The sequence below is a fragment of the Flavobacterium myungsuense genome (assembly GCF_042677265.1).
Taxonomy (GTDB): domain Bacteria; phylum Bacteroidota; class Bacteroidia; order Flavobacteriales; family Flavobacteriaceae; genus Flavobacterium; species Flavobacterium myungsuense.
The window spans coordinates 180,150-187,661 of sequence record NZ_JBHTIZ010000023.1 but is presented as its reverse complement, the minus strand read 5'-3'; the positions used below and the strand labels follow the sequence as shown (position 1 = coordinate 187,661).

The following is a 7,512-nucleotide window of genomic DNA, read 5'->3' as shown; positions in this document are numbered from 1 at the left end:
TTTCAAGATACTGAATTTCAGTATCTTGAGCAATATCTAATCAATATTTTTTACTTCAAATAATTACACCCAACGGGTTAATAATATATAATTCTTTATTTGTTGGATTTATTTACACAATAAACACAGCGAAAAATTTTTTTAATTTGATATTTAGGCTCTGTATTTCTTTTGTGAATTTCGTTTCAAATTCATAAGTTTATTGAACCGTATTGACATCTAAATTCTTAATTTCTTTAATAAACTGTTCATCTCGAATTTGCAGTTTTTGTTTTATAATTTTCAAATCTGCAGATAAATGAGGGTACTATAAAGCGTCATTTTTTTGTCGCTTTTTATCAAGAATTGCAATTTTTTATCATTTGTATTGCAGTCTAGTGCTATAAGAACTTCATTCATTTTGATAGTTTCCATATTAAAATAAGATCAGATTTATAATAATTAATCTTAATTTATCAAAATTCAGAATATAAAATAGAAGTTGTTTTATATAACTTTCAATAATTGTTATATAATTTACGGATAAATATTTTATTGGGTTCATACTAAACCCACTAATTTCAGTTAGTTTTTTTTATTCATTTTCAGCGTACTATCTAAAGCATATATCTAATGGACCAGAGGCAGGGTAGTCTATGCAATTATGTGTTCAAATATTGCTTTAAATCGCTAAATAAAAAATCATGTATAGTATCAATTCAATGTAGTAAATGACATGTTACTACTATAGGAAGTTCCAACTTCATTAGTGGCAAAAGCTCTAACATTGTAGGTTGTGTTTGAATTAAGTTTAGTAGGAATGGAGATGAATTCTCCTAGTCCTGCTCCTACATTAGATACATTATTTGAAAGGTTAGGATTAATTGTAGTTCCCCAACATGCTCCGGTTCCGGTAACTGTGCCACCACCTTCATCGGCCACTTTTGTTTTAATTTTTGCACTGCTTGAAGTGATGTCAGTAATACTAACGATTGCAACTGTAGGCAGAAATTTATCTTTATCTTTTGTACACGCCATTAGAAAGAGAAGAATTAGTAAAATAAATTTCATTTCAATTATGTATTGCAAGTTATAATCTAAAAATATTTTTTTAAACGTTGTCATTAAATGTTTTTTTGAGTAATAAATTATTTAGTTTTATTTTTTATCAAAAATCATCAATTGGAGTTTCGTAATAATCATTTTCGTTATCAAATGCATCATCTCCAAAATCGCTAATATCTGTGGGGAGTTCAAAATCGCCTTCTAAAATATCGTTATCAAAATTTATGTCCTTCAAATTATTCATTTTACTTGCTTTAATTAATATTTTATCATTAGAACTATTTTCAGAGTCCTTCTGCAACTGATTAGAAATATCTATATTCTGCGGGTGTAAAACTGATTTAGCCTCTTTTTTTTGGGCAATTTTTTTTGGTTTTTTCAGTGCTTTTTTTGAAGCAATATTTAACTTTTTCATTTTGTTCTAATTTATTTATTATCATTTATCTAGGTCTGATATTTTAATTAGTTTATTTAATCACAATACCTAAATTTAAAGTGTTTTTTATCTTCTCCTTGTGTTTTCATTTCTTCCTGTACTACTTGGAGGCGTTGTTCTCGTGTTTGGGACATTTGATTTTGATTGCCGTGTTGACGGAATATTTGTTTTTTGCGAACGTGATGAAGGAACTGTAGTTCTTGTTGATGGGGATACATTTCTATTTATAGGTACTTCATTTTGAGTTCTTGTCCTTGGCGTTTCTGGTTTTCTATACACTCGTCCTTCATAGGTTCCGTTAAAAACGCCGCTAATTCTATTTTGATTTACAGTTTGGGAGGTACTTCTTCTGGAATTTTGATAATAATAATTGTTGTAAAAACTTCTATCAGGCAATCTGCGATAATAATGATTTGTATAATAATGATGGTGATACCCCCAATAATTGTAATAGTATACAGGTGCCCATGGAGCCCAATAAGTAGGATAAAATCCCCAATACCACTGAGAAAAATAGACCGTGTATAATGGTGAAAATAGATGAACGACAATGGGCCAGTCATTTACATAATATACTTCATTTTCAACTTCAATGTATCCTGGATTTGGGGTTCCAATTACTTCTTTGTGAATGGTTGGCACTACTATATAATTTTTACCATATAAATCCTCATCTCCAATTATTTGAATCAGTATTTTATCTTTCATGTCCTTATGGATTTCAATTACGGCAACATCTTGATTTTCTTTGGCGTCAATGGCAACTTGTAGTACAATGGAATGGTTATTTCCTTCTTTATAGTCAATTACTTTTATGTAATCTACCAGCTTATCATTATTTAAATCAAGATTATTAATATTAGTATTTTTATTGTTAATTGACTTTTCAAATTCCTCTAAAGTTGGCGATTTTTGAAATATATCTAATACTGCATAAAGATTTAAATTATCACCCGGTAAACCAAGTGCAACTGGATCTTTTTCATTTTGAGAAAATAGTGCTGAACTAATAAAACTAATTGAAACAAATATGAATGATAAAAAGTGATTTCTCATAATGTTGTTATTTATTGATATTATTTTTAGCTCAATTTGAATAAATGTTAATTGGATTCCTTTATAATATTTCCTAAGATTTGTTCTTTGGTTAGCAATCCAGATTGTCTCCATAGTTGCTTCCCATTTTTGAATAGAATCATTGTTGGGACACCACGGACATTATATTTCGATGCTAACTCGTGATTTTTATCGGTATCAATTTTTAATATGGTTATCCGTTCACCCAAGTTATCCTTAACTTGTTTTAAAACGGGTGAAAGCATCTGACAAGGACCGCACCAATTGGCATAGAAATCAACTAAGACAGGTTTGTCGTCATTTATAAGGGTATAAAACTTATTTTCCATTTGACTCCTATTTATTAATTAATTTTAAAACGGATGTGGCAATATTCTTTATTGGATTATTGCTTGGATTAGATTTTATTTTGTTACTTAAGAAATTAGTAGCCAATCCAATTACAATACTTATTAAATAATTTTTTGGGTTTGTTGTTATTATTTTTTCCAATAGAGAGATTTTTAGCAGATTTATGGGTTGCAAACTTTGCTTTGTATTTTCATATTGCCATTTTATTAATTGCAATTCATAGTCCTTTTTTTCTCTATAAAAAGCAATTTTTTCTAATAAAAGTTTCATTTCACTATTCGATTTCATGGGAGTCATTGTGATTATTATTTAAAGTTATACGAATAATAAAATTAGACACCGGGGTTTTAATTAAAGCATCTTTAAATACTAAAAAAAAGATTGTTATTAGTATATAAAATCCAGCTACAACGAAAAATCCATAATAAATTTTACGAAGATATTCTCCTAAATAGATGGCAATTCCAATATTTAAAAAAAAGAAGAAAAACAGTAATAGAAGAATCAAAACAAATTTTACTGAAAGCGATGAAAGAATGTTTGCAGATTTATAAACAGCAGAATACTTAAACAGTTTAATTGATGTTTTACTATAATTTTCAGCTAGGGTGAAAAGTTTTTCCAAATCATCTATATAATTTTTCATCTTTTTTTATTCTAGATTAAAGGTAATATCTCCTAATCAAAAAACTTAATAAATAGAGTTGGTTTAAAAAATTAGAATCCATTAAACCAAGAGGTTATATCAAATAGAACAATTATAGGATTTAATTTCATTTAATGATACAAAATCCTATAATGATTCATCCCTATTTGGTCACATATTCTTTAGCGTCTTCTAATAAATTTTCATATTTATTAGAAACATCTTCATACAAATCACTAAATTTTTCTTTTAAATTATCAGTATATTCTTTGCCTGTTTCCAATATTTTTCTTCTTGTTTTTGACCCTTTTTCTGGGGCAAACAAAACGCCTAATACTGCTCCTACGGCTATACCGCTTACTACTCCTAGTATAACTTTACCTGATTCCATGATATTTTATTTTAATGATTAATAATATAAATTACACTACAAATTTCATTATGATTCTTTATAATTTATTTATATAATTTTCAATTTTATTTATATCATTTACATATTGTAAGAACATTTTTTTCTTTAGGTAGTGTTTTTTTTTAACAAGCATGGATTTTTTATATAAAATTCCATTTCAACAGATTTGCTTAATAAAAGCAATCGATTAAACCAATTTTGATTTTGTCTAGTAAACATAACAAATATGTGAATTCTATTTTTTCGATATCTGCCTGCAAATGTTTTCTTAGAGGTAAAACCGGATTAAGTTTTCTAATATAAAAAAGCAACACCATCTGATTCATGTTCTGCGATAAGTTTCCTTATTTTGTTTAAATGTACTTCATAGTTATAATGAAATACAGTCACCTATAGCAATTGAATTGCAATAAGCATTTCCTTTTTGAAAAATCAGTAGTAACCAAATATTCTTTTCATTATAGTATTTTTTAGGTTAATTATTACATTTCCGAATCTACTAACAGAAAATTAAATGAAATTTTCCTAATAGATTATATATAGAAAACATTGTCCTTATTTCTTTTGTGTGCTTCGGGCTTTTCATCACCATATCCAATACTAATGGCAAGTTGCACTTTATCTGCAGGGGATACATTTAGTTTGGAATAACTTTTTGTTTTTGCAATAAATTTTCCAAAACCAATAGGACAAGTCTCTAATCCTAAAGATCTGGCAGCGAGCATTATGTTTTGCGAACACATACCAATATCAAGTGCGGCCCATTCGTTTTCTTTTGGTGCCGTTATAAAAATTACTAAGGGAGCTCCATGAAAAACAGGATCTTTAGAAGTCAGAAAATCAATGCCATGAGAGAGGTGAGTTATCCCAGAAATAACAGTTTTTACCGCTTCTTTTAATCCTATTTTTGGAATAGTTTTTAAGCCTACTTTGGCGATTTCCTTAGAAAATAATTCAATATCTTCTTTTGAAGTGACAACATAGAATTTCCAGGGCTGTCTATTCATAGCAGAGGGAGCCATTCTTCCGGCATCCAATAATTGCTCGATGATTTCCTTGCTAACGGCTTTCTCTTTATATTTTCGTACGGCTCTTCTTTCGAATATAGTTTTTAGTGTATCATTCATGATTCTTTGATTTTTAGTTTTGCATTACTTTTTTCTACTAAATACTTGGTTAATGAATTTAGTGTTGTAATTTTTCCATAATCACTTTCTGGGATTTCTATTCCTAGTGTATCATTTATTGCAACTATAAATTGAAGTGTATCAAAGGAATCGATATTGAGGGTTTCTCTAATATTTTCATCAGGTTTCAACTCTGACGGTTCCGTATCAGGAGCAATATGTTTCAATAACTGAAAAAGGATTTGTATGATTTCGTATTCTGTCATAATAATTCTGGATTTTGTAAAAGGTTGTTTAATGCAACTAAAAACCTACTACCTGTTAGACCATCCGTCGCGCGATGATCACCTGCCAATGTTACTGTAACATTTAATTTGATGCCAATCATTCCGTTTTCGGCAATGGGTTGTTCTGTAATGCTTCCAAAGCCAACAATGCCTACTTGTGGTGGATAAATAATTCCAAAAACAGCATCGGCACCATTATCTCCAATATTTGTAAGGGTTATTGTGGAATCGCTTAATTCCGAACTTCTTAATTTTAAGGCTCTCGCTCTCGGAATCAAATCGTTGAGTATTTCCATGATTTCATCGATGCTTTTTAAATTGACCTGATGTATGGCGGGAACAACAATGCCACCTGTTTTAAGGGAGACAACGAGTCCGATATTGATTTCCTTTTTTTGGATAATGCCATTTTCCCAAACGGCATTTAATTCCGGAAACTCAATAAGTGCTTTCGCTGTGGCTTTTATAAATAAAACGATAGGGAGTAAACGGTTTTTGACTGGTTTATGGCTGTTAATTTCTTTTAACCAATTTAAAGCCTTTGTGATATCGATATTTTTTATCAAATAATAATGGGGAATTTCTTTGTTTGATTTTGACATTGCTGCGGCAACAGCCGAACGAATTGAATCTGATGGGGAAATTGCTTTTTCTGTTGAATGTTGATTGGCTATTGCCAATTCCACATCTTCTTTAGAAATAGCGCCTTCGGGTCCAGTTCCTTTTAGGGTAGTAATATCAATTTTGTTTTCTTCGGCAATTCTTCGTGCCAGAGGAGATGCTTTTTGTTTAATTTTCTCTTTTTTTACTATTATTTTTTCTTCGATAGGTTGAATTTCTATAGGTTTACTCTCGGGAGTTTTTTCTTCTTTTATCTCTAAAGTAACTTCGCTCGGATTTATTAATGCCATTACTTTGCCTACTGGGATTTTTGTGCCTTCTTTGATTAATAACTCTTGAATAGTTCCTTCTTCAAAAACTTCAATTTCTATTAAACCCTTTTGGGTTTCTACTTCGGCAATAATATCCCCACGTTTTACTTTGTCTCCTGGTTTTTTTTTCCATTCGACCAAAGTCCCGTCTTCCATATCTGCACCCAAACTAGGCATTTGAAATTCAATCATGTTGCATCATTTTTTTAATGGCATTTACAATATCTTTTTTTTGAGGAACACTCGCTTCTTCCAGATGGGCAGGGTAGGGAATAGGCACTTCAACACCACACAACCGTTGAACTGGTGCATCCAAATCGTAAAATATTTTTTCCATAATTCGGGCACTTATTTCGGAAGATAGGCTTACTGATTTCCAAGCATCTTCTACAATTATCGCACGATGTGTTTTAGACACCGATTTAAGAAAGGTAATCTCGTCCAAAGGACGTAAAACTCTTAAGTCAATAACCTCGGCATCGATTCCCATTGAGGCTAATTCGGAAGCAGCCTCCAAGCTTTTGTATACTCCAGTGCCATAAGTGATAATGGTAATATCCTTTCCTTCTTTGAGTATTTTAGCTTTGGTAATATCTACTGTATTGGGACGTTCTAAAACTTCCTTTTCCATATTGAGCATAGAAGTATATTCAAAAATGATAACGGGATCTGGACTTTTCAATGACGCATTTAACATTCCTCTTGCATCTTCATGGGTACCAACAGACAAGACAGTTAATCCCGGAATGTGTGCATAAAAAGGTTCCCAGCTATGAGAATGTTGTGCCGCTAATTGTCGACCAATACCGCAACCCATTCGAATAACAATAGGAACATTTAATTGTCCGCCAGACATATGGAGTAATGTTGCCGCATTGTTTACAATTTGATCCATGGCAAGTAAACTGAAATTGACGGTCATTACTTCGATTATAGGTTTCATTCCAGCAATTGCAGCGCCAATACCAGCTCCTACAAAACCGGACTCGGAAAGAGGAACATCCATGATACGCTCTTCACCAAATTCCTGTAATAATCCTTTGCTAACGGCAAATGCACCACCATATCGCCCCACATCTTCTCCCATTAGAAATACATTTTCGTCATTTTGTAATGCTTCACGAAGGCCTTTTTTTAAAGCCTCTCTATAGGTAATTGATAGTGTAGGGTTTTGATTTTTCATGATAAAACAATGTGAGT

Annotated in this window: 11 protein-coding genes; all 11 read right to left on the bottom strand. The window is 31.1% G+C overall.

Annotated features, from left to right (window positions below):
• Positions 1-693: 693 nt before the first annotated feature.
• The 11 genes from ACFQ0S_RS09290 to ACFQ0S_RS09240 all read right to left on the bottom strand — a co-directional run bounded on the left by ACFQ0S_RS09290 (position 694) and on the right by ACFQ0S_RS09240 (position 7,495).
• Positions 694-1,104 carry a hypothetical protein gene (locus ACFQ0S_RS09290; RefSeq protein WP_379755766.1) on the bottom strand — a complete coding sequence of 137 codons (411 nt, stop codon included), beginning with the start codon at positions 1,102-1,104 and terminating at the stop codon, positions 694-696.
• A 43-nt stretch (positions 1,105-1,147) separates the two neighbouring features.
• The gene (locus tag ACFQ0S_RS09285; protein ID WP_379755769.1) at positions 1,148-1,459 is read right to left on the bottom strand and encodes a hypothetical protein; all 312 of its coding nucleotides are present in this window, start codon (positions 1,457-1,459) and stop codon (positions 1,148-1,150) included.
• A gap of 87 nt (positions 1,460-1,546) precedes the next feature.
• The gene (locus tag ACFQ0S_RS09280; protein WP_379755772.1) at positions 1,547-2,536 is read right to left on the bottom strand and encodes a hypothetical protein; all 990 of its coding nucleotides are present in this window, start codon (positions 2,534-2,536) and stop codon (positions 1,547-1,549) included.
• Between the two features lie 47 nt (positions 2,537-2,583).
• Positions 2,584-2,886, bottom strand: coding sequence for a thioredoxin (trxA, locus tag ACFQ0S_RS09275; RefSeq protein WP_379755774.1), 303 nt, complete (start codon positions 2,884-2,886; stop codon positions 2,584-2,586).
• A 7-nt stretch (positions 2,887-2,893) separates the two neighbouring features.
• Positions 2,894-3,178: a hypothetical protein gene (locus ACFQ0S_RS09270; RefSeq protein WP_379819087.1), complete on the bottom strand. Its 285-nt coding sequence runs from the start codon at positions 3,176-3,178 to the stop codon at positions 2,894-2,896.
• Between the two features lie 4 nt (positions 3,179-3,182).
• The gene (locus ACFQ0S_RS09265) at positions 3,183-3,554 is read right to left on the bottom strand and encodes a hypothetical protein (protein ID WP_379755780.1); all 372 of its coding nucleotides are present in this window, start codon (positions 3,552-3,554) and stop codon (positions 3,183-3,185) included.
• Positions 3,555-3,717: 163 nt separating this feature from the next.
• Complete coding sequence (locus ACFQ0S_RS09260; RefSeq protein WP_379755783.1) at positions 3,718-3,945, bottom strand: YtxH domain-containing protein; 228 nt, start codon at positions 3,943-3,945, stop codon at positions 3,718-3,720.
• Positions 3,946-4,499: 554 nt separating this feature from the next.
• Positions 4,500-5,093 carry a nitroreductase gene (locus tag ACFQ0S_RS09255; RefSeq protein ID WP_379755786.1) on the bottom strand — a complete coding sequence of 198 codons (594 nt, stop codon included), beginning with the start codon at positions 5,091-5,093 and terminating at the stop codon, positions 4,500-4,502.
• Positions 5,090-5,359: an acyl carrier protein gene (locus tag ACFQ0S_RS09250; RefSeq protein ID WP_379755789.1), complete on the bottom strand. Its 270-nt coding sequence runs from the start codon at positions 5,357-5,359 to the stop codon at positions 5,090-5,092. Before ACFQ0S_RS09250 ends, ACFQ0S_RS09255 begins: the two co-directional genes overlap by 4 nt.
• Positions 5,356-6,504, bottom strand: coding sequence for a dihydrolipoamide acetyltransferase family protein (locus ACFQ0S_RS09245; protein WP_379755792.1), 1,149 nt, complete (start codon positions 6,502-6,504; stop codon positions 5,356-5,358). The genes ACFQ0S_RS09250 and ACFQ0S_RS09245 overlap by 4 nt, the downstream gene beginning before the upstream one ends.
• On the bottom strand, positions 6,497-7,495 hold the full coding sequence (locus ACFQ0S_RS09240; RefSeq protein ID WP_379755795.1) for an alpha-ketoacid dehydrogenase subunit beta: 999 nt from the start codon (positions 7,493-7,495) through the stop codon (positions 6,497-6,499). Before ACFQ0S_RS09240 ends, ACFQ0S_RS09245 begins: the two co-directional genes overlap by 8 nt.
• Positions 7,496-7,512: the final 17 nt, after the last annotated feature.